General features: G+C 62.0%; 15 protein-coding genes and 3 rRNA genes. 7 read left to right on the plus strand and 11 right to left on the minus strand.

Going from position 1 to position 21,845, the window contains the following annotated elements:
• Positions 1-140: 140 nt before the first annotated feature.
• From ET524_RS11345 to ET524_RS11385, 9 genes are all read right to left on the minus strand, one after another.
• Complete coding sequence (locus tag ET524_RS11345; RefSeq protein ID WP_129424590.1) at positions 141-506, minus strand: 3-hydroxyisobutyrate dehydrogenase; 366 nt, start codon at positions 504-506, stop codon at positions 141-143.
• A 114-nt stretch (positions 507-620) separates the two neighbouring features.
• Positions 621-1,994 carry an MFS transporter gene (locus ET524_RS11350; RefSeq protein WP_201738722.1) on the minus strand — a complete coding sequence of 458 codons (1,374 nt, stop codon included), beginning with the start codon at positions 1,992-1,994 and terminating at the stop codon, positions 621-623.
• A gap of 254 nt (positions 1,995-2,248) precedes the next feature.
• Positions 2,249-3,364 (minus strand): 5-methyltetrahydropteroyltriglutamate--homocysteine S-methyltransferase, encoded by a 1,116-nt coding sequence (locus ET524_RS11355; protein WP_201738723.1) that lies wholly within the window; start codon positions 3,362-3,364, stop codon positions 2,249-2,251.
• Between the two features lie 273 nt (positions 3,365-3,637).
• Positions 3,638-4,561: a LysR family transcriptional regulator gene (locus ET524_RS11360; RefSeq protein ID WP_129424596.1), complete on the minus strand. Its 924-nt coding sequence runs from the start codon at positions 4,559-4,561 to the stop codon at positions 3,638-3,640.
• Between the two features lie 96 nt (positions 4,562-4,657).
• Positions 4,658-5,032 (minus strand): fluoride efflux transporter FluC, encoded by a 375-nt coding sequence (locus tag ET524_RS11365; protein WP_129424598.1) that lies wholly within the window; start codon positions 5,030-5,032, stop codon positions 4,658-4,660.
• The gene (locus tag ET524_RS11370) at positions 5,029-5,658 is read right to left on the minus strand and encodes a fluoride efflux transporter FluC (protein ID WP_129424600.1); all 630 of its coding nucleotides are present in this window, start codon (positions 5,656-5,658) and stop codon (positions 5,029-5,031) included. Before ET524_RS11370 ends, ET524_RS11365 begins: the two co-directional genes overlap by 4 nt.
• Before the next feature lie 29 nt (positions 5,659-5,687).
• A complete protein-coding gene (locus tag ET524_RS11375; RefSeq protein ID WP_129424602.1) occupies positions 5,688-6,854 on the minus strand; it encodes a toxic anion resistance protein in 1,167 nt (388 codons plus the stop codon).
• A gap of 303 nt (positions 6,855-7,157) precedes the next feature.
• Complete coding sequence (locus ET524_RS11380; protein ID WP_129424604.1) at positions 7,158-8,315, minus strand: 5-bromo-4-chloroindolyl phosphate hydrolysis family protein; 1,158 nt, start codon at positions 8,313-8,315, stop codon at positions 7,158-7,160.
• A 353-nt stretch (positions 8,316-8,668) separates the two neighbouring features.
• On the minus strand, positions 8,669-8,977 hold the full coding sequence (locus ET524_RS11385; RefSeq protein WP_129424606.1) for a hypothetical protein: 309 nt from the start codon (positions 8,975-8,977) through the stop codon (positions 8,669-8,671).
• A gap of 574 nt (positions 8,978-9,551) precedes the next feature.
• Between ET524_RS11385 and ET524_RS11390 the strand changes: the two genes are divergently transcribed.
• The 5 genes from ET524_RS11390 to ET524_RS11410 all read left to right on the plus strand — a co-directional run bounded on the left by ET524_RS11390 (position 9,552) and on the right by ET524_RS11410 (position 17,032).
• A 16S ribosomal RNA gene (locus ET524_RS11390) occupies positions 9,552-11,064 on the plus strand.
• A gap of 287 nt (positions 11,065-11,351) precedes the next feature.
• Positions 11,352-14,330, plus strand: a 23S ribosomal RNA gene (locus ET524_RS11395).
• A 124-nt stretch (positions 14,331-14,454) separates the two neighbouring features.
• A 5S ribosomal RNA gene (gene rrf, locus ET524_RS11400) occupies positions 14,455-14,569 on the plus strand.
• The 16S, 23S and 5S rRNA genes sit together here, the layout of an rRNA operon.
• A gap of 314 nt (positions 14,570-14,883) precedes the next feature.
• Complete coding sequence (locus ET524_RS11405) at positions 14,884-15,501, plus strand: uracil-DNA glycosylase (RefSeq protein ID WP_129424608.1); 618 nt, start codon at positions 14,884-14,886, stop codon at positions 15,499-15,501.
• A gap of 106 nt (positions 15,502-15,607) precedes the next feature.
• Positions 15,608-17,032, plus strand: coding sequence for a bifunctional folylpolyglutamate synthase/dihydrofolate synthase (locus ET524_RS11410; protein ID WP_129424610.1), 1,425 nt, complete (start codon positions 15,608-15,610; stop codon positions 17,030-17,032).
• Between the two features lie 234 nt (positions 17,033-17,266).
• On the opposite strand, the gene ET524_RS11415 is transcribed toward ET524_RS11410, so the two are convergent.
• A complete protein-coding gene (locus ET524_RS11415; RefSeq protein ID WP_129424612.1) occupies positions 17,267-17,485 on the minus strand; it encodes an acyl carrier protein in 219 nt (72 codons plus the stop codon).
• A gap of 356 nt (positions 17,486-17,841) precedes the next feature.
• Positions 17,842-18,399: a ribosome hibernation-promoting factor, HPF/YfiA family gene (gene hpf, locus ET524_RS11420; protein ID WP_129424614.1), complete on the minus strand. Its 558-nt coding sequence runs from the start codon at positions 18,397-18,399 to the stop codon at positions 17,842-17,844.
• 273 nt (positions 18,400-18,672) lie between these two features.
• Between hpf and nhaA the strand changes: the two genes are divergently transcribed.
• A complete protein-coding gene (gene nhaA / locus ET524_RS11425) occupies positions 18,673-20,169 on the plus strand; it encodes a Na+/H+ antiporter NhaA (RefSeq protein WP_129425924.1) in 1,497 nt (498 codons plus the stop codon).
• Between the two features lie 292 nt (positions 20,170-20,461).
• Entirely contained in the window at positions 20,462-21,844 is a 1,383-nt protein-coding gene (gene glmU, locus ET524_RS11430) for a bifunctional UDP-N-acetylglucosamine diphosphorylase/glucosamine-1-phosphate N-acetyltransferase GlmU (RefSeq protein ID WP_129424616.1), read from the plus strand.
• Position 21,845 lies beyond the last annotated feature (1 nt).

A 21,845-nucleotide genomic window follows, 5' to 3' on the forward strand; every position in this document is an offset into this window, starting at 1 on the left:
AACCCGCGAACCCCGCAAAGCCCACGAACCCACAAGTCCTGCAAACCCGCAAAACTCCGCGACAAGCGCAACAAAAGACTCGTCCGCGATTCGCAAACCCGCAAACCCGCAAACCCCGCAAACCCGCAAAACCCTACGAACTACAGCTCGCAGCGGTCGAACTTCGCCAGAATCTCGGAAGCGGCGGTGCAAGACGGGCAGCCGCACCATTTCGCGCCCTGCTCCTTGCGCTGCTTCTGCTCGGCGGCCATGGCGGCGGCTGTCTCTTCGCCCATCAGCTGCTTCGCCGGGCCCTCGGCAAAGGCGATCACGGCATCGATGGTGTTCGGGCGGCCGTCCAGGTAGTCCACCAGCGTTTTCGTGGCGGCCTCAACGGCGGTATCGTCGGCGCCTTCGACGGCCTGTTTCCACGCGGCAGCGGCGTCCTTGGTCTCCTGCTTGCTCGAATCGGCGGTGGCCAGCACCTCGGCGCGCTCGGCAACGTAATCAAACAGCTCCTTGTCCATGGGGACAGCTCCTTTCACATCGATTTCTTCCGAAACCAAATTATAAGCCGCCCCCGCAGCGCGCCAAGTGCTTACCTTCAAGTAAGCGCCTGCAAACGCCCGCGCCTGCGCCCGTCACTTCGCGCGATACGCCAGCATGCATACCAGCGACACCAGGCAGAACCCGGCCGCACACACCAGCATCTGGAAGAACCCCGCGGCCCCCGGCGAGGCCGTTACGAACCCCAGCAGCACAGCCGGCGCCACCGTCGTGCCCACTTGCCGCACCAGCGCGATCGTGGCAATGGCCGACCCGCTTTCGGCGGGGCTCGTGTTCTCCAGAATCATGTAGTTCGTCGGCGCACCCATCGCAAAACCCATGCCCAGGCCCATGACGGCAAGCCCCGCAATCAGCAGCACGGCGTTCGCGCTGCCCAAGCTTGCCAGCGCCAGCATGAAAAAGCCCACGGTCGCAATGGCCAGGCCGCTCATCAGCACCGGCTTCGGCCCGAACTTGTCGATGAGCTTGCCGCCCAGCGGCGGTCCGAACATGCACATCACGCCCACGGGCAGGATATACAGCCCGCCCGAGCCCACCGGTGCGTCCATGATGAACTCGGCCACCTCGGGGATCAATGTCATGGTGATGGTGACGCAGCCCACGAAAAAGCTCACCACCATCGTCACCACAATGGCGCGGTTGCCCAAATACTCCAGGTGGAACACCGGGCTTTTCGCACGCCGCTCCACCAGCACGAACGCCACCAGGAACACGGCGAAGCCCGCCGCCGGCCCCAGCACAGCTGCCGAGCCAAGCGACGCGGCCAGGTTACCCACGTCGATGCCCTGCAGCGCCAGCAACAGCAGCAGCACGGTTATCACCATCAGCACCGATCCGGCCGCATCAAGCGGCTCGCGGTTATCGACGGTGCGGTTCGGCAGCACGCGCACCCCGGCAATCACCAGCGCTGCGCACACGGGCAGCGCGAAGAAGAACAGCGCCGACCAGTTCTCGTTGCCCACCAGGCCCATGATCAGGCTTCCCGCGGCGGCGCCCAGCACGTTGGCGATGCCTGCCACGGCGGCGGCGATACCCAGCGCCATGCCCTTCTTCTCCTGCGGAAACGTTGAGCCGATTTCCGCATTTGCCACGGGAATGACGCCGCACGCGCCCACGGCTTGCACCAAACGGCCCGCCAGCAGCACCTCGAAACTGCCGGCCATCTGCGACAATCCGCATATCAGCGACCCTGCGCCGAACGTGATCAGGCACCCCAGAAACACCGGCTTGCGCCCGCGCATGTCGGCCAGCTTGCCCACCACAGGGATGCACGCCGCGTAAAACAACGTGTAGATGTTGATCATCCAGATGCCCGTGGCGTCATCGAGGACGAACTGCTCCTGGATGACCAGGCGCACCGGCGCCACCATGCCCACGTACAGCCCGCCTAGCAAAAGCCCCAGCAGGTACACGACGAATATCGACTTCAAATTGTTTTTGCTGCTCAAAACACGCCTCGTCCTTCGCGAATGATTTCGCCATACCATAGCACTCCCGGCGCCCCGCCCGGGCCATCGCCACGCAATCAGGCCATTCGGCAGGGCTCGTGGCAGCCTAGCGTGTGCGTGGGGAAGGGGTTGTGGTTGCCCGCCGCATGGGCAAAGCCATAGTCACTTGCATTTCCCCAAAACAAAAGGTGCCAAGCCATTCCGCTTGGCACCTTCCTCGGCATGTTATGCGTACGTCTCGCGCCCTGCGCGCACTACCCCCACACGCGCTCGGCGATGCGCTTGACCAGCGCGATCTTCGCCCACTGGTCGTCCTCGGTCAGCACGTTGCCTTCCTCGGTGGAGGAGAACCCGCACTGCGTGGACAGGCGCAGCTGCTCAAGCGGCACGTACTGCGCGGCCTCGTGGATGCGCGCGATAACGTCGTCCTCGTTTTCTAGCTCAGGGAACTTCGACGTGATCAGGCCCAACACTACTTTCTGGTCCTTGATGTGCGCAAGCGGTGCGAAGTCGCCCGAGCGGTCGGAATCGTACTCCAGGAAGAACCCGTCGTAGTTCGCGCCGCCGAACAGCACCTCGGCCACCGGCTCGTAGCCGCCCGAAGAGAACCACGTGGAGCGGAAGTTGCCGCGGCAAATGTGCGTGGTGATGGTCATGTCGGCGGGCTTCACCTCAAGGATGCGGTTGATCATGTCAACATAGTTGCGCGCAACCTCGTCAACGTCGATGCCCTCGGCGGCGTACGCCTCGCGCTTGGCCGCATCGCAGAACTCGCCCCAGCTTGTGTCGTCGAACTGCAGGTAGCGGCAGCCGCGGTCGTAGAACGCGCGCACGGCGTCGCGGTACACTTCCACGATGTCGTCGAACAGCACGCGCTCGTCCTGGTAGCGCTCGGTGGGGCGATACGTCGCCTTGCCGCGCACGCACGGGATCAGGTGCAGCATCGACGGGGCGGGGATGGTCAGCTTCGTGGGGTAGTCGCCGGCAATGTCGCGCAGCGCGTCGAAATGGGCCAGGAACGGATGGTCGCCGAACGCGATCTTCCCGCGGAACACCAGCTGCGCGCCCTTGGGCTTGGGGCCCTTGAACTCCACCGACCACGTGTCGGCGTCAACGTGCTCCACGTTCTCAAGCGCCTCAAGGAAGTCGAGGTGCCACATGGCGCGGCGGAACTCGCCGTCGGTGACGGCCTTCAGGCCCGCCTGCTTCTCCTTTTTCACCAGCTCGGCGATGGCCTTGTTCTCGGCGGCGGTCAGCGCCTCGCGCGTGATGGTGCCGGCGGCGAAATCGGCGCGCGCCTGTTTCAGCGCCTCGGGGCGCAGGAAGCTGCCGACGATGTCATAGCTGTAAGGAGGGTTCGTTGCGGTCATGGAGGCCATCCTTTCGTTCGATGTTGCGTACCTCAAGGATGTCACACTGGGCTAAGATAGAAAACTATCCGTTCGTTAGCATTAACCATATCTAAAAGCTATGGAAAGCGAAAGCACCGCACCTGCCGCGTTCAAGTCGCTTGCTCCATGAAGCGCTTCCTCGGCAATCGGCAACGGCAACGGTAAAACCACGTGCCCGACGCCCCGCGCTTGCGCTCGGCAAGGCGCCACGTACCGGCACTTCGCGCGGCCGCCCCCCGTGCGAAGCTTTCGCTATACGCCCTGCTCGTTTTGGTATTCGCGCACGTAATCGCGCAAAAGCTGCAGGTAGCGCTCGGCAATCGACGAAAGCGGCCGGTCGGCGCGCTTCACGTACCCCAGCTCCATGTGCTCGCTGCTTTCAAGCGGAATGGACACGATTTGGCTGCCGTTCAAATCCTCGGACAGGATGCCGCTTGAGATGGTGTACCCGTTCAGGCCAATGACCAGGTTGAACAGCGTGGCGCGATCGGTCACCACAATGCTTTTGTCCACCGCTTCGGCAATGTGCAACTCTTCGGCGAAGTACAGCGAATTGCGAACACCCTGGTCATAGCTCAGTCGCGGGTACGGCGCCAAGTCGGCAAGCGTCACGCTTGGGCGCGCCGCCAGCGGGTTGTCGCGGCTGACGAACACGTGCGGCGAGGCGCAAAACAGCGGCTCGAAATGCAGGTCGGCTGACTTCACGGCGTTCGTGATGACGCTGCCGTTGAAATCGCAGCGGTACAGCACGCCCAGCTCGCTGCGCTGCACGCGCACGTCGTCGATGATGCCGGCCGTGGACGTTTCACGCAGCGAAAACTCGTAGCGGTTCTGGTCGAATTCGCGCACCAGCGACACGAACGCGTTCACCACGAACGCGTAATGCTGCGTGGAGATGCCGAACACGCGTCGCGGCCGGTCCGTGCCCTTGTACTCGCTTTCCAAAAGCTCGGCCTGCTCAACCACCTGCCGCGCGCGCGACAAAAAGCGCATGCCCTCCTCGGTGGGCACCACGCCGGTGCGCGACCGCGTGAAGATGGTGATGTCCATCTCGCGCTCCAGTTCGGATACGGCCTTCGACAAGCTGGGCTGCGCGATGAACAGCCGCTCGGCCGCCGCAGTCAGCGACTCCGACTCGGCAACCTGGATGACGTATTTCAATTGCTGCAGTTTCATAGCCGCTATTCTACCAGCCGGCCCTGCTCCGGCAACTGCCCTTTCGGCACAAGAAACAGGATCGAAGCGGCCCGCCCGCGAACTCCGACGCCGCCCCTACAATAATGCGGATACGCCTGCGAACCCTGCGCCCGCCGCCCCAAGCGTCAACGCGTACGTGGCGGCAACGTAGGCTGCCGCCATGCCGCGCCGCCCTTCGCCCGCCAGGTCAACGGCCTCGCAGTTCATGGTGGAAAGCGTGGAGAACCCGCCAAGAAAACCCATGGTCAGCGCGGTATACGCCATCTGCCCCATGGCAAGGCACCCCGCAAGCGCCGCGCCGGCGATGGTACAGGAAACCAGGTTCACCAGCAGCGTTGACCACGGGAACGGCCCGGCGGCTTTCGGCTTCAAAAACGTCAGAGCCTTGTGTCGGCACAGCGCCCCGCAAGCACCGCCAAGCCCCACCAGCAGAAACGTCGTCAGGCTCATCGTGCATCGCCTACGCTTTCCCCGCGCCCGCGCTCGGGTCCTCCGCTCCGCGTTCGGCCACCATCCCGCTTCGTCACCGAGGCCTCTGGCGCGTTCACCCCTACAGCGTCTTGTTTGCGGTCGTCAGAAAGACAGCGGGAATCGGCCCCGATTTCCGTCTCGCAGCAAGCATGGCGCCCCGGCGCTCCGCCCCTTTCGTGCCGCTTTGCAAGTTTGTCGGCAACCGCCTTTCCCGCCAGCGCGGCCCCGAACGTGGTGGCAACGGTGATTCCCAGATACGCGGCGAACATCCCATAGCGCCCGCTCTGCAAAAACGCCAAGTTCTCGGTCGAAAGCGCGGCGATGGTGGTGAACGCGCCAATCAGTCCCACGCCCATCGACTTCACCAGCGGCGCGGGCAGCTTCGTGCGCCGCGCCACGTACTGGTTGATAATCTCAAGCGTGAAGCAGCCGAAGATGTTCACGGAAAGCGTGGCCACGGGAAACCCGCCGCCTGCTGGCAGCGCTGCTTCCAGCGCATAGCGCAGCGTTGCGCCCAAAAAGCCCATCAACAGCACCAGCGGCGTTAACGACCGCGGGCTGCGCAACGCGTGCTCCACGGAGTCTGCAATGCTCCCGTGCACCATGCCTTCTTCCGGTCGAAATGACAACGACGCTACACGCGAGGAATCTCCAGCATCTTCTGCTTCAGGTCGGCTTCCATGCGGCGCATCTCGGCCTCGGCCTCGGCGCGCTTCTGGCGGCCTTCCGCCTGAATCTGCATAACCTCGTCGAACGTCTTGATAAGCGTCTCGTTCGTGTTCTTCAGGGTTTCGATGTCCACGATGCCGCGCTCGGATTCGCGCGCGATGTCCACGGTGGAGGTGTGCAGCATCTCGGCATTCTTCTTCAGCAGGTCGTTCGTCATGTTCGTGACGGCGTTCTGCGCGCGAGCGGCCTCGGCGGAGTTCGCGATGCCCAGCGCCAGCACCATCTGGCTTTTCCATAGCGGGATGGTGTTCACGATGGTGGTCTGGATTTTCTCCACCAGCACGATCTCGTTGTTCTGCACCAGGCGGATTTGCGGGGCGGTTTGCATGGCGATGGTGCGCGTCAGGTCCAAATCGCCTAGCTTTTTCTCGAAGCGCGTGCACATGGCCTCAAGGTCTTGCGCGGCCTGCGCGTCTTCGGCGCGCCCGGATATGCGCGCTTGCTCCGTCAGTTTCGCCAGGTCACCGCTGCGAACCTCGGCAAGCTTCTTCTTGCCGGCCAGCAGGTACATGGTCAGCTCTTTGAAGTACGTCAGGTTCAGCTCGTACATCTTGTCAAGCGTGGCGGCGTCCTTCATCAGCGTCATCTGATGGCCCTTCAGCGCCTCGACGATCTTGTTGACGTTCGCTTCGGCCTTGTCGTAGCGCGTGCGCAGCGCGTCTACTTTGCTGGCGCCCTTCTTGAAGAAGCCGAACAGGCCCTTCTCCTCGGTGGCGTCGAAGCTGCGCAGCTCGGTGACCACGTCGGTGATAAGCCCGCCCACTTCGCCAAGGTCTTTCGTGCGCACGCCCGAAAGCGCCGTTTCCGAGAAATCGGCCATTTTCTTCTGCGCGCCCGCGCCGTATTGCAGCACCATGGCGGAGTCGCGCACGTCGATTTGCTGGGCGAACGAGTCGACCATCTGCTTTTCCTCGTCGGTCAGCATGCTGTCGTCAAGCTGCGACGTTGCCTGCTCGGGGGCGGACGGGACGGTGGCGGCGGGCTGCGCAACCAGCTCGGGCACCGGCGCGTCGTCAAGCGAAGGCGTCAAGGTGAGCTGGGGTTTTACTTGCTGGTCGTTGGCGTTTGTCATAGCGCTTCCTTTCGTCGTGACTCCATCGTGATCGGTGTCTCGTTTTGAATCATCATTTCATCGGCGAAGCCGATGTCGTTACCGTTCATGCTTCGGTCCCTCTCGACTGTTCAAGCTCCTCATCAAGCCGATGCGTCCCAAGCAGGCTTGGAATCCGAATTCTCATCCCGCGGTTCAAGCCAGAAACCCGAATCGTAAAGCCCAAGGTCATGCACGCTGCGACGAGCAGCCGATTCCGCAGGCGAGGCAGAGTTTCGCAACGCTTCAAACCTCACGCAACATCAAACGCTGCCGTCCTGGCGTTCAGCTGCGTTTGGCGCTATCGAACGGCCCGTCCACCAGGCCTTCTTGCGCCAGCACGGTGTGCAGCACCGAAATGTCGGACGACACGTCTATGGCCATGTCGCGGAACAGCGAGTCAAGCAGCTTCTCGAACGCGGTGTTCAGGCTGCCAAGAGCCCCTTCGATCTCGCGTTTGGACTGCTGGATGCTGCTACTTTGGATAGGCTGCCCGTCAAGCTCGCGGTACGCGTCAAGCAGCTTCACCGTTGTGGGCAGATAGTAGTCCATCAGGCGGTCTAGGTCGTCGATGACCTCGGGATTTTCGGCGGCGCAATCCAAAATGGCGCGAACAACGTGCTCAATCTGGTCAAGCGTGCGCGAAACGTCTTCGCCGGGGATGACCTGGTTGCTCTCGCGAATCTGCGCGATGAACCCTTCGCCGCGCTCGAGAATCTGGCGCTGCTGCGCCGTGGGCTCGGCTTTCGGCTCCGCCGCGCGGGCCGATTCCGCCAAGTCGCGTTGATGCTGCTGGCGCAGCGCCTCGGCGCGTTGGCTTTCGTACTGCTGGTAAGCGCCCGGCGTCATAAGCAGCATGGTTTCGCTATTGTCAAGCGCCGCTTGCCTGAACAGGCCTTTCGCCAGCATCTTCTTCACGTTCTTGCGCACGTTGTCCGCCGTGTCGGCGCATGCCGCGGCCAGCTCTTCGATACTGCAGCGGTCGCGCAGGCCGATGACGTCGCGATATCGCTCGAAGCGCTTCGCCAGCTGCAGCTTGCGCCCGCCCACGGCGGCCATGACGGCGCAGGCGGCGCCCGCAACCAGCGACGTGGCCGCGGCGCCCCAGTTCACCAGCAGCAGCAACCCGCCGCACGCAAGCAGTGGAACGGCCAGCGCGCAGCCCGTTGCCGTCAGCGCCACGCCCGCCCCGCGCTCCGACGAGGGCTTGGCGTACAGGGCATTCATCTGCTCTTCCTGACGTTTGCGCTGTTGAATGGCTGCGTACTGCTCCTGGCCGCGGCGAAACCCGTCGGATGCCTGCGCGATGCCTTTCCCGATGCTTTGCGCGGCAACGTCGATGCTGCGTTCGATGGAGGACTGCAGGTTGCTGAAATCCTTCGAGTTCACGGCGTTTTGCACCGCGTTGGCAATTTGGTCTGCAATGTTGTTTGAGGAAGCCATGGTCGCCTCTCCGGCAAGCGCTGCGCTTGGCCGAGCTGGAAATCCGTTTCTGCGATTTTACCGCAATCGGCAAGGCACGCCTATCGAACAGGCTGCGGTGATATGCCGCGCGTTTCGTATCAATATGGAAACGGTTTGCCCGCAGCTTGCCACGTAAACGAAAGCGCGCCCGTTCGCGATGTCCAGCTGGAACCGCGAACAGCCGCGCAAAGCGAAAACGCGCTCGTCTGCGGTGCCCACCCGGGACTGCAAGTGGCAGCGTAAACAACAAAGCGGTCGATCGCTATTCCAACCAGAACCGCGATCGACCGCATCTACACCTATATAAAGACTACCTACTTGCTTTCACGAGACTACAACGAAAGGGAAGAAGCAGCTTTCACAGCAACTTCGCGTTTCGTCTCGCCCTTCACCGGACGCAAGCGCGTGCCCATCGGACGCGACAGCCGCTTGATAATGAAGCGAATCGCAGCATATAAAGGATAGGCAACCACAGCGAAATCCACCAGGAAGTTCGACACCGCCTGCAAGCCGCCCGCAAACGTGCCGGCCTCAAGCGGCCCGGCAGGCGACCCCGCGGCAATCCACAGCGCGTAACTGACCAGCATAAGCACCGTGTACGATGCCATGTACCACGCAAAATGCATCTGCAAACGTCTCATGCCAACCCCTTCCAACGCACCTTCGCGCTTCGCAAACTCGCCAAACGGCCCCGAGCGAAACGCCTCTTCATGCTCACGTTCAATGTAATACCCCAATGTAAAAACCGCGTACGGCGCGCGTAAGAAAAGAGGTTCAAGTGTGCTAGTAACGCAGGTGCGCGCTTTCGATCGGAAGCGGAGGCGCGCGCAAGACCGAGCGTGACGGCGGGCGCGCGCAGCCCGAGGCGCTCCTCTGTAGGCATGAAGCCAGCATCCCGCCCTAAAACCCAAATATGTAGGAAACGTGGAGAAACCGCCCAGCAGAAAATAGTCCTTGCATCGGGGCGGGGAGGCGCGTATTATTCAATCTTGCGCCAAGCGCGAAAGCGCGAAGGCCGAAAGCCGCGGGGGCGACCCCGCAGGCGGGAACCTTGAGAACCGGATACTGGACAAGAGACGATCACAATAGCCAGTGAAGCCAGCGCAGGCAGGGCCTACCTACTTTGAGCCCGCCTGCCCCGGATTTACAATTTCTTTTAAAGTTTTTCTTTTTATGCCAAAGATCGCGGGGACGGGAGACCGGCCCCGCTCTTCTTCAACGGAGAGTTTGATCCTGGCTCAGGATGAACGCTGGCGGCGTGCCTAACACATGCAAGTCGAGCGATGAAACCGCCTCCGGGCGGACATGAAGCGGCGAACGGGTGAGTAACACGTGACCGACCTGCCCCCCGCCCAGGGACAGCCCCCCGAAAGGGGGATTAATACCTGGTACTCCGGCAAGGACGCATGTCCTGGCCGGGAAAGCCTTGGCGGCGGGGGATGGGGTCGCGGCCCATCAGGTAGACGGCGGGGCAGAGGCCCACCGTGCCGACGACGGGTAGCCGGGTTGAGAGACCGACCGGCCACATTGGGACTGAGATACGGCCCAGACTCCTACGGGAGGCAGCAGTGGGGAATTTTGCGCAATGGGGGCAACCCTGACGCAGCAACGCCGCGTGCGGGACGAAGGCGTCCGCGTCGTAAACCGCTTTCAGCGGGGAACACTTCAACGAGGGTACCCGCAGAAGAAGCCCCGGCTAAATACGTGCCAGCAGCCGCGGTAATACGTATGGGGCGAGCGTTATCCGGATTCATTGGGCGTAAAGCGCGCGTAGGCGGAGCGCTAAGCGGGACCTCTAACCCGAGGGCTCAACCCCCGGCCGGGTCCCGAACTGGCGCTCTCGAGTGCGGTAGGGGAGAGCGGAATTCCCGGTGTAGCGGTGGAATGCGCAGATATCGGGAGGAACACCGACGGCGAAGGCAGCTCTCTGGGCCGAAACTGACGCTGAGGCGCGAAAGCTGGGGGAGCGAACAGGATTAGATACCCTGGTAGTCCCAGCCGTAAACGATGGGCGCTAGGTGTGGGGGATAACATCTTCCGCGCCGCAGCCAACGCGTTAAGCGCCCCGCCTGGGGAGTACGGCCGCAAGGCTAAAACTCAAAGGAATTGACGGGGGCCCGCACAAGCAGCGGAGCATGTGGCTTAATTCGAAGCAACGCGAAGAACCTTACCAGGGCTTGACATCACCGTGAAGCGGCGGAGACGCCGTGGCCGGAAGGAGCGGTGACAGGTGGTGCATGGCTGTCGTCAGCTCGTGCCGTGAGGTGTTGGGTTAAGTCCCGCAACGAGCGCAACCCCTGCCCCGTGTTGCCAGCATTCAGTTGGGGACTCGCGGGGGACCGCCGGCGTCAAGCCGGAGGAAGGCGGGGACGACGTCAAGTCATCATGCCCCTTATGCCCTGGGCCGCACACGTGCTACAATGGCCGGTACAGAGGGTTGCCACCCCGCGAGGGGGAGCGGATCCCGCAAAGCCGGCCCCAGTTCGGATCGGAGGCTGCAACCCGCCTCCGTGAAGCCGGAGTTGCTAGTAATCGCGGATCAGCACGCCGCGGTGAATACGTTCCCGGGCCTTGTACACACCGCCCGTCACACCACCCGAGTCGTCTGCACCCGAAGCCGCCGGCCGAACCCCTCCGGGGGGCGGAGGCGTCGAAGGTGTGGAGGGTGAGGGGGGTGAAGTCGTAACAAGGTAGCCGTACCGGAAGGTGCGGCTGGATCACCTCCTTTCTAGGGAGATTCGACCAATCAAGAGAATCGCTGCCTCACTGGAAGTCTCTTCCATCCAGCATCCGGCTCCCGGGGCTCCCGCCCCGAGGCACCTTGACAGCCGAACAGCGAAGCGAAGCGAAAGCATGACGACGCGGGGCCGGGGCAATCCCCCCGGCCCCCGAGAACGAATTATTTAGAATCGATCCAATTAAGACGATTCGGATTCTTCACGATCGCAACGATCATTCATCTGGTATTCTCTATCGATTTGAACGACCTGTACTAATTCAGTCAGGATCCCTTGGATGGAAGATGTTAAGGGCGCGAGGCGGATGCCTTGGCGCGGGAAGTCGACGAAGGGCGCGGCAAGCTGCGATAAGCCCGGGGGAGGCGCAAACGGCCTTCGATCCCGGGATTCCCGAATGGGGGAACCCAGCGGGGGCAATGCCCCGCTACCGGCGCCTGAATCAAATAGGGCGCCAGGAGGCAACCGGGGGAACTGAAACATCTAAGTACCCCGAGGAAGAGAAATCAACCGAGATCCCGGGAGTAGCGGCGAGCGAAACCGGGCCAGCCCAAACCGGCGCGCGTGTCACAGCGTGCGGGCGCTTCCGCGCCGGGGTTGCTGGGCGGGACGCGAGGGGGCCGCACCCCCCTCCCGCTGTCATAAACCTGCCCCTCAGGGGAACGGCCTGGGAAGGCCGGCGGAACAGGGTGAGAGCCCCGTACCCGAAGAGGCGCAGGCAGCGGGTTCCCGATTCCCAGAGTAGCGCGGGGCACGTGAAACCCCGCGCGAAGCAGGGGGGACCACCCTCCAAGGCTGAACACTCTCCCGCGACCGATAGCGAACCAGTACCGCGAGGGAAAGGTGAAAAGCACCCCGAGAGGGGAGTGAAACAGCGCCTGAAACCTCGCGCCCACGAGCAGCCGGAGCAGCCATCGCGCTGTGACGGCGTGCCTTTTGTAGAATGAGCCAGCGAGTCACCGCGCGCGGCGAGGTTAAGCTATAGAAGCGAGCCGCAGCGAAAGCGAGTCTTTAAGCGGGCGACGTAGTCGCGCGCGGTGGACGCGAAGCCGGGTGAGCTACCCATGGGCAGGCTGAAGCGGGGGTAAGACCCCGTGGAGGGCCGAACCCACTTCGGTTGAAAACGGAGGGGATGACCCGTGGGTAGGGGTGAAAGGCCAATCAAACCCGGAGATATCTCGTTCTCCCCGAAATAGCTTTAGGGCTAGCCCCGGCCGTTTTCCCGCGGCGGTAGAGCACTGGACGGAGGAGGGGGCCTCACCGCCTACCGATGCCGACCAAACTCCGAATGCCGACGGGACGGAAAGGCCGGGAGTCAGAGCATGTGGGCTAAGCTGTGTGCTCGAGAGGGAAACAGCCCAGACCGCCCGCTAAGGCCCCCAAGTCGTCGCTGAGTGGCAAAGGATGTGCCCCTGCCCAGACAACCAGGATGTTGGCTTAGAAGCAGCCATGCATTCAAAGAGTGCGTAACAGCTCACTGGTCGAGTGGGGGCGCGCCGACAATTCACGGGGCTAAGCGACGCGCCGAAGCGGCGGAATGTAGACACATTGGTAGGGGAGCTTCCCCTGGGCGGAGAAGCCGGAGGGCGACCGACGGTGGAGCGCAGGGGAGTGAGGATGCTGGCATGAGTAACGAGAGCGGCGCGGGAAACGCCGCCGCCGTAAGCCCAAGGTTTCCTGGGGAAGGCTAATCCTCCCAGGGTCAGTCGGGAGCTAAGGCGAGGCCGGAAGGCGTAGCCGATGCGCAACAGGCGGACATTCCTGTACCGCCTCTGGACCGCTATTCAGACCGACGGGGCGACGGAGAAGGGTACGCAGGCGGGGTTCTGGACGCCCCCGTGAAAGCGCGTAGGCCGCAGGGCAGGCAAACCCGCCCTGCACGCAAGGCCGAGACGCGAGACGAAGCCGCATGGCGAAGCTGCGGAGCCCACGCTCCCTGGAAAAACCCCTAGGCAGGGACAGAGGCGCCCGTACCAAAACCGACACAGGTGGGCGGGTAGAGCATACCGAGGCGATCGGGGGAACCATGGTCAAGGAACTCGGCATAACCGCTCCGTAACTTCGGGAGAAGGAGCGCCGCCCGGGGTGGAGGGACACGCTCCCCGAGCCCTGGGCGGCCGCAGCGAAACGGCCCAAGCGACTGTTTACCAAAAACACAGGACTCTGCCAACCCGCGAGGGGAAGTATAGGGTCTGACGCCTGCCCGGTGCCGGAAGGTTACGCGGATGCGTTAGCACTCGTGCGAAGCGCTGAAGCCAAGCCCCGGTAAACGGCGGCCGTAACTATAACGGTCCTAAGGTAGCGAAATTCCTTGTCGGGTAAGTTCCGACCTGCACGAACGGCGTAACGACTTGGGCGCTGTCTCGACCATGGACCCGGTGAAATTGCACTATTCGTGAAGATGCGAATTACCTGCGGAAGGACGGAAAGACCCCGTGAACCTTCACTGCAGCTTGGCATTGGCCGTTGGCTCGGCGCGTAGAGGATAGGCAGGAGGCATCGAAACCGGGGCGCCAGCCCCGGCGGAGCCGCCCTTGGAATACTGCCCCCTCCGTTCCGGCGGCCTAACGCGGCGCCCTGACCGGGGCCGCGGACCGTGCCAGGCGGGTAGTTTGACTGGGGCGGTCGCCTCCTAAAGAGTAACGGAGGCGCGCAAAGGTTGGCTCAGGACGGTCGGCAACCGTCCCGAGAGCGCAAGAGTGCAAGCCAGCTTGACTGCGAGGCGGACGGGCCGAGCAGGTGCGAAAGCAGGCTCTAGTGATCCGGCGGCACAGAGTGGAACGGCCGTCGCTCAACGGATAAAAGGTACTCCGGGGATAACAGGCTGATCTTGCCCAAGAGTCCACATCGACGGCAAGGTTTGGCACCTCGATGTCGGCTCATCGCATCCTGGGGCTGAAGTCGGTCCCAAGGGTACGGCTGTTCGCCGTTTAAAGCGGTACGCGAGCTGGGTTCAGAACGTCGTGAGACAGTTCGGTCCCTATCCTCCGCAGGCGCAAGTGGATTGAGGAGGTCTGCCCCTAGTACGAGAGGACCGGGGTGGACGGGCCTCTGGTGCAGCGGTTGTCGACCAACGGCACGGCCGCCTAGCTACGCCCGGCACGGATAACCGCTGAAGGCATCTAAGCGGGAAGCCGTCTCCGAGATGAGTCCACTTTCCGGTAAGGGCCCGGGTAGAACACCCGGTCGACAGGGCGCAGGTGCAAGCGGGGCGACCCGCTCAGCCGAGCGCTGCTGATAGCCCGAGCTCTTCGCATCCTCGTAAGGGATTTTGCGAGGCGTCGATGTGCGGGCAGCTTCCTTCGCTGCACGGCCGCCAGGGTCGCCCCGGAAGGGGACCCGGGCAGGCTCATATCCATGAGCCGCGGGGGAGCGCCCCCCGCGAGCGCGACCACAGAGGCGGGGATCACCCGGTCCCATCCCGAACCCGGCAGTTAAGCCCGCCTTCGCCGAGAGTACTGCAGCGCAAGGCTGCGGGAGGGCAGGGCGTCGCGCTCGCGGAGGGCGCTTTTCTATTGCGCGAGCGGCCGCGGAGGCCGGCAGGGCCCGCGGGGGGATCGTCTCCCCCGCGGGCCCTTCTTGCGTTTTAGGGCGTCTATGAGCGGGTCCCCTTCCGCGCTCTGGGGCCTGCTGCGCGCGGCCTATTCTGCGTTCCGGGGGCGCCTTCTCTTGCGCGCGGGTCTCTTCTGCGTTCTGGGGGATAATGAATGGCTATGAGTCGGCTTTTGCCCTTACCAGTCCTTGATTCTTTGGGGTTTGATTGCTTTCTGTGATAGGCTTTATAGCGTTGACGGTCTGAACAGGGGGTTGTAGTGCCTAAGCCTCATATTCCTTTGGATGAATTGAACTTGCAGGTGAGGGGTTGTCGGCGGTGCCCTCTTGCTGATGGGCGCACGCAAACGGTTTTCGGCACGGGAAACCCCCATGCCCGGGTGTTGTTCGTTGGCGAAGCTCCTGGGAAAAATGAGGACTTGCAGGGCGAGCCTTTTGTGGGGGCTGCCGGGCATTATTTAAATGAACTGCTGGGAGTTGCTGGCTTGCGTCGCGAGGACGTGTTCATCGCGAACGTGTTGAAGTGTCGGCCGCCTTCGAATCGCGACCCTCGTCCTGAGGAGATTGAGGCGTGTACGCCGTTTTTGCGTGAGCAGACGCGAACCATTGATCCCGAGGTCATCGTGACGCTGGGGAAATTCTCAACGCAGTTTATCTTGAAGACGCAGATGGGCATCTCGCGCTTGCATGGGCATGCCTATAAGGCGGGCAAGTTTTTGGTGTTTCCGATATTTCATCCTGCTGCTGCTTTGTATGACGGTGCTAAGCGTGAGGCATTAGAGAATGATTTCGTTACGCTGAAGGAAGTGCTGCAGATGCTTGATGCGGAAAAGATGAAGGCCGCTCAGCAAGGTGATGGTGCTGCGTCTGCTAGCTAACAGCGTTCGCTCTTAGCGTCATGTCCCTTTTGCTGTGGGCATTCTGCTGCTTTTTCTGACTATTCGCATGCTTGCGTAACGCTTGTTGTAGAACTGCTTACGCGTAATGATTGCGTTGTGTGACGCTCACTTAATAGATTGCGGGTTACTGGTGATTTCTGACTCATTTGAAGCGGGGGATTTCGATCCCATTGCGTATATCAACACTCCCTATTGGCAAGCCTCTCGGCTGGGGCTTGACCGTATTCGAGAGCTTCTTGAGCGTTTGGGGCGCCCGCAGGATTCGCTTCGGTTCGTGCACGTTGCGGGCACGAATGGGAAGGGCAGCACGTGTTCGTATATTGCGAGCATACTGCAAGCTGCTGGCTATACCACGGGCTTGTTTACCAGTCCCTTTATCGAACGATTTGAAGAGCGCATTCGCGTGAATGGGCTCGATATCAGCTACGAGGCGCTTACGCGCGTCACGCTTGAGGTTCGCAAGCATGCTGAGGCGATGGCTGCTGAATGCGACGACCATCCCACAGAGTTCGAGCTGATGACGGCTGTCGCGCTGCAATATTTTGCGGAAAGCAAGTGCGACATCGTGGTGCTTGAGGTTGGCCTTGGCGGTCGTTTGGACTCTACGAACGTGATTGATGTGCCCGAGGTTGCGGTTATTGCGCGTATTGGGCTTGATCATACGAACTTGCTGGGCAACACCACGGCCGAGATTGCGGGCGAGAAAGCGGGCATCATCAAGCCTGGTTGCGCGGTGGTGTCTTGGCCTCAAGATGCTGAAGCGATGGCGGTGGTTGATGAGGCTGTGCGAGGTTGCGGCGGTACTGTTTCCTGCCCTGAGTTCTCTTCCTTGAGCGTTGGCGAAATAGTTCATGTTGAGGAAGCTGATGCTGCGGCTGGCCAACCATCGGTGCTTCGCTTCTTTACGTATAAAGGTGTTGCGTATACGACGTCGCTTCTGGGGAGCTACCAGCCGAAAAATGCCGCGCTTGCCCTTGAGGCGGTGTTTGCGCTTCGTTCACGTGGGTGGAATATTTCCGATGACGCTGTGCGTTCTGGTGTTGCCGCTGCCAGGTGGGCGGGCCGGTTCGAGGTGCTGCCGCGTGTGAGCGGGCGGCCGTTGATTGTGGTTGATGGCGGTCACAACCCCCAGGGAGCTCAGGCGCTTGCCGATTCTTTGGCGGATGTTTTCCCTGGCAAGAAAGTCGTTTTGTTTTCAGGCGTTATGGCTGATAAGAACCATGCGGCAATGCTTGCAACCGTACTGCCGTATGCCTGTGCGTTTGTGGCGGTGACGCCTGACAACCCTCGCGCATTGCCGGCACCGGAATATGCCGCCGAGGCGAAACGTGTTGTGGCTGACCTGGCCGACGGAGCGGAGCTGCCGGTGTATGCGGCGTGTGATTACGATGACGGTGCCAAGCGAGCTGGCGAATATGCTGGCACTGATGGCATTATCTGTGCTTTTGGCAGCCTGTACAGCATTCACCAGACGAAAGAGGCGTTTCGGGCTGCGGGTCTGATTGAGTAGCTCCGAGTCGCGCTGCGGTTTTGATTGCGCAGCTGTGTGTTGTTGGTGGTTGAAGGCTGCACGCCCAAACGCGCGATGGCTTGATGCAGCGACAAGCGGATGTGCGCGTTTCGGGTTTGGACGGCTGATATCAGTGCCGTGTCAATCGCTAGAGAGCTTTACGCTTGCTGAATAGAAAGAAGCCGTTCAGACATCTATCCGGACGGCTTCTTTGTTGGTGCTTTGTTTTGCGACTTACAGGTTGTCGATGTACTCGACCAGGTCGCCGACGGTTTCGAGGCCTTCGGGCTCGCCGAAGTCGACGTCGCACTTCTCCTCGAGGTCGCAGATCAGCTCGACCATGTCGAGGGAGTCGATGCCGAGGGACTCGAACGTGGACTCTTCGTTGACGGTTTCGGGCTCGATATCCAGGTTGTCCTGAAGAACTTTTTTGATGGTGTCGATGGTAGCCATAGTGGCGAATCCTTTCTCAAACTAGCAACGCAGGTATGGTAGCACAAACCGCGCGCGGGCTTTGCGGTTCAAGATGAGCCGACACGCACGAATCATACGTGCTGCACAGGTGAAAACAGGGAAAGGGAAGGACTGCGTTTGGATATTGCAGGACAATCAGCTCTGTAATGCTGCAGCGTGTTTGGCGAAATGGTGAAGCGCACTGCGTGTGTTGGCTTCTGCGCTGCAGGCTGTTCGCGGCTTGTTTGTTAGCTGGGGCTGCGGGTCGCTGCGAACGCTGCAGCGAAAGAGGGGTACTTGCAAAACAAAAGTGGCCGCGCAAAGGTGCGCGGCCACGTGGTAACGGTGAATAATCGCTAGTCGACTTGCTTCAGCAGGCCGTAGCCGCCGCCGGTGCGGCGATACAGCACGTTGACCAGGTTCGTGTCGCGATCGATGTACGCGAAGAAGTCGTGACCGAGCAGATCGATCTGCACAAGCGCTTCCTCTTCGGTAAGCGGCTGGAACTGCATTTCCTTCACGCGAACCACTTCTTCGTCGGCGGTGAACTCTGCCATGAGGCTGTCGGGATCGAATTCGCCTACCGGTGCGGCAGCATCGGCGCGAACCTTGCGGTCGAGCACGCGCGTCTTGAACTTGCGAAGCTGGCGAAGAACCTTAGCGGCGGCAACGTCGATGGCGGCGTACATGTCCTCTTCGGATTCCTCGACGCGAACGATGTGGCCCTTCGTGCGCAGCGTAACCTCGCAGATAGCGGGGGTTGCGTTTGCAGGGTTCTTCTCCACGTGCAGGACGACTTCGGCATCAAGCGGATTAATGTCCATGACCTTCATGGAATTGCCGATTTTTTCCTCGGCGTACATGCGCAGCGCGTCGGTTACAGGCATCTTGCGTCCGGTGACGGTAATGCTCATGTCAATCACCTCTTCCTCGCGGCGGATAAAAAAGTTCGACGGGAATCGTGCCTGCTCAAGGCCATAAAAGGCCACTGTGAAGTGCGTTGCAGGTTGACCCCTTTCGTCGAACCGGTACAAACAGCATAGCGCACTTTACGGAGATTTTGCAGCCGAATTTGGCGGTATTTTCGGGTTCGTTCGTAAACGTTTTGAAAACGCCCACGCCACGTTCCCGGGCGTGCCGCATCGCCCGCATGATAGACTGTCCGAACCAAGGGATTAAGGTAGGACATGCACGATAATCGCATTTACATCAAAGAGGTTCAGGGGCATCAGCATCGCTGGCAGAAGCTTATCAACCTGACGCATTCTTCCACGAAGGCCGCCGGTGCCATGCTGCTTGCCGCGGTGGCGGCGCTTGTGGTGGCGAACACGGCCGCGCACGAGCCGTTCCTGGAGTTCTGGCACACGCACATCGGGTTTTTCTTCGGCGACGCCGTGGGCGAGATGTCGCTGGCGCACGTGATCAACGACGTGTTCATGGCGGTGTTTTTCCTGCTGGTGGGCCTGGAAGTGAAGTACGAGCTGACGGTGGGCGAGCTGACGAACATCCGCCAGGCGCTGCTGCCCATCATGGCGGCCGTTGGCGGCGTGCTGGCGCCCATCGGCATCTATCTGTTGTTCAACGCGGGCGACCCCGCCACCGCGGGTGGTTGGGGCGTGCCGACGGCCACCGACATCGCGTTCGCACTGGGCATTCTGGCGCTTCTGGGCAACCGCGTGCCGGCGGGCGTGCGCGTGTTTCTATCTACGCTTGCCGTGGCTGACGACATCATCGCTATTTTGGTCATCGCTATTTTTTACGGACAAAGCCCGTCGCTTGGTTGGCTTGCCGCGGCGGCGGCGGTGCTGGCCGTGCTGGTGGCGCTTAATCGCGGGCATGTGTACTCTCTTGCGCCGTATCTGCTGGTAGGCGCCGTGTTGTGGTACTGCGTGTACATGTCGGGCGTGCATTCCACCATCGCCGGCGTGCTACTGGCGTTCACTATTCCGTCGGGGTCGCGCGTGAACCTGCGCAGTTTCGCCACGTGGTCCGACACGCAGGTGCGCGAGGCCAGCCGCGCGTACGATCCGGACGAGCCGGTGCTGGCGCAAAGCCAGTATGTGAAGACGGTCGAGCATCTGTCGCACGTGGCGCGCCAGGTTGTCCCGCCGGCAACGCGGCTTGAGCACAAGCTGTATCCGTGGGTGTATTTCGGCATTTTGCCGCTGTTCGCGCTGACGAACGCCGACGTGAGCTTCGCGGGCATGGATGTGGGCGCGCTGTTCGGCTCGCCGGTGTTCTTCGGCATCTTCTTCGGCCTGCTGGTGGGCAAGCCGCTTGGCATCATGGCCATGAGCTTTTTGGTGGTGAAGCTGAAGCTGGCGAACTTGCCAGAGAACGTGAACTGGCTGCATATGCTGGGCGCGTCTATTTTGGGCGGCGTTGGCTTCACCATGGCCATTTTCGTGGCGAACCTGGCGTTTACCGACGCGGTGCTGGTTGCCACGGCGAAGCTGGGCATTTTGCTGGCGTCGCTGGCCGCCGGCGTGCTGGGCTTCACGTTCCTGTTGGTGCAGGCGCGCGGCGCGCAGAAGCAGGGCGTGGCGTTCGTGCGCGCGGCCGATGGTGCCGAAGAGGATTTTGCGGCGCTGCCGACCGCCGATCGCGAAGATGCCCGCGAAAGCCGCGAGATGCTGCACGACCTGGGCGAAGGCTACGAGAGCGATCCGCGCGGCTTGGCATAAGCGGCGCGTTGGGTGCTTTGAGACTTGCTGCCGGATGCTTGGCTGCGCTAGATGAGCTGGCGGGTCTTTGGGGATGTGTGGCGCTGCGTGCGTGGCGTTCGCTTCCTGAATTGCGGCGTTGGTAACGCTAGGGTAGTGGCTGTGTGCGCTTGGCGTGCAGGCGGCGGGGCGTCAAGGGGCGTTGCGGTATACTTTTCTGCAGTTCAATCGCTTGCGGCGCGGCGGGTTTCGCCTGCGGCGCTGCGGTGCGCGAAAGTTCGCGCTTTCTTGCCAGCCTACTGAAAGGAACGCCATGGAAGCTGCCGCCATCGTTTTGGCCGCGGGTGCCGGTACCCGCATGAAGTCGAAAAAGCCCAAGGTCGCACACGAGGTCTTGGGCAAGCCGCTCGTGCGCTGGGTTGTTGATGCCGCGCACGCTGCGGGCGTTTCGCAGGTGGCCACGGTAGTGGGCCATGCGCGCGAGCAGGTTATTCCGCTGGTGGAAGGCGATACGCAGGTAGTGGTGCAGGAAGTGCAGAATGGCACGGCCGGCGCGGTGCTGGCTTGCGCCGATGCGTTCGCCGGTTTCGATGGCTCGCTTTCCGTGCTGACGGGCGATTGCCCGCTTATCAAGCCGGAAACCATTGCTCGCCTGGCTCAAGTTCGCGACGAACGCAACGCGGCCGTGGTGGTGCTGACCATGAAGCTTGACGACCCCACCGGTTATGGACGCATCATTCGCGACGAGGCGGGCCAGGTTGAGCGCATCGTCGAACAGAAGGATGCCACGCCCGAGCAGGCCGCCGTCAACGAGTGCAATTCCGGGTTCTATTGCTTCGATGCCCGCGCGCTGTTTGACGCGCTGGCCCAGGTCAGCAACGATAATGCACAGGGCGAGTTTTATCTGACCGACGTGCTGGAGATCTGCCGAAACGCTGGCCGTCCCGTGCTGGCGCTTGCCACCGACGACGCCACCGAGTGCTTGGGCGTGAACTCGCGCATCCAGCTGGCGCAGGTGACGAAGGTCATGCAGCGCCGCATCAACGAGCGCCATATGGCCGCCGGCGTCACCATGGTAGATCCCGATCAGGTATGGATCGGCCCCGATGTGGAAATCGAGCGCGACGTGGAGCTGTTGCCGCAGGTCATGCTCATGGGCGCCACGCGCGTGGGCGAGGACAGCGTCATCGGCCCGAACACGCGCCTGACCGACACGTGCGTCGGCCGCGGCTGCACCATCGAGGAAACCGTTGCCATCGAGGTGCAGATCGACGACGCCGCAACCGCTGGCCCGCGCGCCTACCTGCGTCCCGGCACGCACCTGTGCGAAGGCGCGAAGGCCGGCACGCACGTGGAAATCAAGAAGTCCACCATCGGCCGCGGCAGCAAGGTTCCGCACCTTAGCTACATCGGTGACACCACCATGGGCGAAGGCGTCAACATCGGCGCCGGCTCCATCACGTGCAACTACGATGGCAAGAAGAAGTGGCCCACCACCATCGGCGACAACGCGTTCATCGGCAGCGACACCATGATGGTGGCCCCCGTGACCATCGGCGCCGGCTCCATTATCGGCGCCGGCTCGTGCATCACGAAGGAAGTGCAGCCCGACGCGCTGGCGCTCACGCGTCCCGAGCAGCGCGAGGTTCCCGGCTGGGCGGCAAAGAAGCGCGCCCGCCAGGCCGCCGAGGAATAGG

Origin of the sequence: Senegalimassilia faecalis (genome assembly GCF_004135645.1) — a bacterium.
GTDB lineage: Bacteria > Actinomycetota > Coriobacteriia > Coriobacteriales > Eggerthellaceae > Senegalimassilia > Senegalimassilia faecalis.